Below are 2,418 nucleotides of genomic sequence, written 5' to 3' on the forward strand. Positions count from 1 at the left end.
GGGAATTCCCATTAGTCGGGCATCATCAAGGGGTGCGGGTAGCTGCTGAGGCCGGGGCCTACGGGCTGCAACTCGCTGCGGTAACGGTTCATACGGCCCTCGTCCCAGCGGCCTTCCAGAAAGCTACGGGCGTACATGCCGGGGCTGGCGTGGCCCTGGTAGAACACCAGATCGCGGTCCTGCCCAGCTCCATGCCCCCGGAAGAAGTGGTTGAAGCCCACTTCCAGCAGCTCGGCGGCGCTGGCGTAGGTGCTCAGGTGCCCACCGATCCCGTCACTGGCCTTGTTCGCCCGGATGACCATCGCCACGGCGTTCCAGCGGATGATATTGCGGATTTTAGCTTCCAGCGCGATGTCGCCGGGGTACTCGGGCTGGTCCTCAGTGGTGATGGTATTGATGTACGGCGTGGTCTGCTTGAACTCGATCGGCGTGCCGTAGAAGTACGCGTACTGTTCGAGGTCTTCAAGCAGGTTCGCCGCCCGCTTGACGCCCCCGTCGGCTATGACAAAGGCAAGCGAATCGAGCCATTCCTGGGTTTCGACCTTGTTCAGCTGCTGCTGCTGTTCAGCAGGCAGGCCCGCACGCGGCGGAGCTTTGGGGGGTAGTTTCGTCATACCTGCCCAGTGTAGCCCGACCGATACTGACCCTTCCAACATGAGAGAAGCAGGGGGGCCAACCAGTCTGGATGGTCGGTGGCTACCGGGTGCAGTTTCGGTCATCCGGGCGAAGCACCCGAATCTGTTCTGCCAGCAGCGCCTAGTTTCTAGGGCCGGTGCGGGCCACCTAGTTCGATTAGTTCATGCGCTGGTGCGTCTCGGCCCACTTTATGGCCGGTTTACGCCGCCTGCCCCGCAGGAAGCTACGGAAGTGCCCTGCACCGCCATACCGCGAAACCCGTATTTTTCCTTCTCGCATTGGCCCGCATCGAATCCAAAACTGCCCGCTTCAATCGGCAGTTCGTATTGGCTAAAATGGCTTGTAACAAATCTGTCAGCTTTAGCGGGGTTTACTGGCAAAGCAAGCGACAGAAGTCGCGGCCAGCAAGACTTCTTGGCACCTTCCCGTTTCGTCTTTCGCCCCCTCCAAGCTAGTTTTAAAGGAACCCATCATGACCGGAATCCAGAGCAAGCCCGAACGCCTCAACGCCATCCTCGTCAATCTCCGCAGCAGCCTTCCCGAACTGCGCGGCGCACTCGTCGCTACCGCTGACGGTCTGCCCATCGCCCAGTCCTTCTCCGATAACACCGATGCCAACCGCGTCGCTGCCATGGCCGCTACTGCCCTCGGTCTCGGTAAGCGCATCAACGATACCCTCGGCACCGGCAACCTCTCAGAAATGAGCGTCTCCGGTCTCCAGGGCCAGGTGTTCATTTACTCCGTCGGTGCCAAAGGCGTCCTCGCCGTCGTGACCCCCGCTGGCATGAACCTCGGTCTTCTCCACATGGAAGCCCGCGAATCCGCCCAGAACATCGCTAACATTCTCTGATTCTCAGACCCAAAGGAATACACATGACCAACCTTCGTCCTACCCTTGGTGATTACAGCTCCGTCGTTTGCTTCAAAGCCGTCATTACCGGCGTCGAGGATACCCTCGGCCCGGATGGTGCCGCCGTCGTCTTTACCCGTGCTGGCCGCGTCCGTGGTCACAGCCTCGCCAAAGAACTGGGCGTCAGCAATAGCAACCCTGCCACCGAAGAAATCACCAAGATTCTTGACGGCGCGCTCGGCAAGGACGGCACCCGCCTGACTGGTGTCGCCAGCGTGACCAAGCAGGGCGACGACTACATCGTGGACTGCTTCGACACCGTCTGTAGCGCTGGCGAAGTGCAGGGCAGCGACCGCCGCTGCACCTTCACGCTGGGCGCCGTGCAGGGTGCCATCGAAGAAATCACCGGGCAGACCTTCATGGCCGAGCAGACCGAGAGCGTGCTGCGCGGCGGCCAGTACGACCGTTTCGTCTTCAGCCCCCTGTAATAAGGATTCCGCTTGATTCCCCCACAGTGGGGATGAAATCCGTCTGGAATCCGTGTAAGAACAGGCGGCACAACTGAAGCGCTTGACCACCAAGCCAGGGCTAATGCTCTGGCTTTTTCAATCGTGCTTGCGAACCGGCCTGCCCCAATAGACCTCTTGCAAAAGTGGTTTTGCAAACGAGCAAGATGAAAAAGCCAAATCAGGGCGTCCACCCGCTTTGAGTCTTGCCGCCCAACTCTTGATGACCGTGAAGTTTCAGTACCGCACAATTTGGGTTTAATCTCGTCTGGAGCGAAAAACTCAAGTTGTCCAGTACTGAACTCAAGGTTCTAATACGGATTCCGCTAAATTCCGCCACAGTCGGGAAGACACCGCCTGCGGCTCCATACCGCGAAGGGGCGTATGTTGTTCCTACTCGCATCCGCTCGGATTGATTCGGAACTG

2 protein-coding genes and 1 pseudogene are annotated in these 2,418 nt (G+C 59.2%); 2 read left to right on the top strand and 1 reads right to left on the bottom strand.

The annotated features are described in order from the left end of the window. Positions 1 to 14: 14 nt before the first annotated feature. Positions 15 to 614 (bottom strand): annotated as a pseudogene (locus QZ269_RS12755) (pyruvate dehydrogenase (acetyl-transferring), homodimeric type); the annotation flags it as partial. A gap of 494 nt (positions 615 to 1,108) precedes the next feature. Here QZ269_RS12755 and QZ269_RS12760 point away from each other — a divergent pair. Together QZ269_RS12760 and QZ269_RS12765 are read left to right on the top strand one after the other, a co-directional pair. Next, positions 1,109 to 1,486, top strand: coding sequence for a roadblock/LC7 domain-containing protein (locus QZ269_RS12760; RefSeq protein ID WP_291427077.1), 378 nt, complete (start codon positions 1,109 to 1,111; stop codon positions 1,484 to 1,486). Positions 1,487 to 1,509: 23 nt separating this feature from the next. Then, positions 1,510 to 1,974 (top strand): hypothetical protein, encoded by a 465-nt coding sequence (locus QZ269_RS12765; protein ID WP_291427078.1) that lies wholly within the window; start codon positions 1,510 to 1,512, stop codon positions 1,972 to 1,974. The last annotated feature ends 444 nt before the right edge of the window (positions 1,975 to 2,418 follow it).

Origin of the sequence: Deinococcus sp., assembly GCF_018260405.1 — a bacterium.
In the GTDB taxonomy this organism is placed as follows: Bacteria; Deinococcota; Deinococci; order Deinococcales; family Deinococcaceae; genus Deinococcus.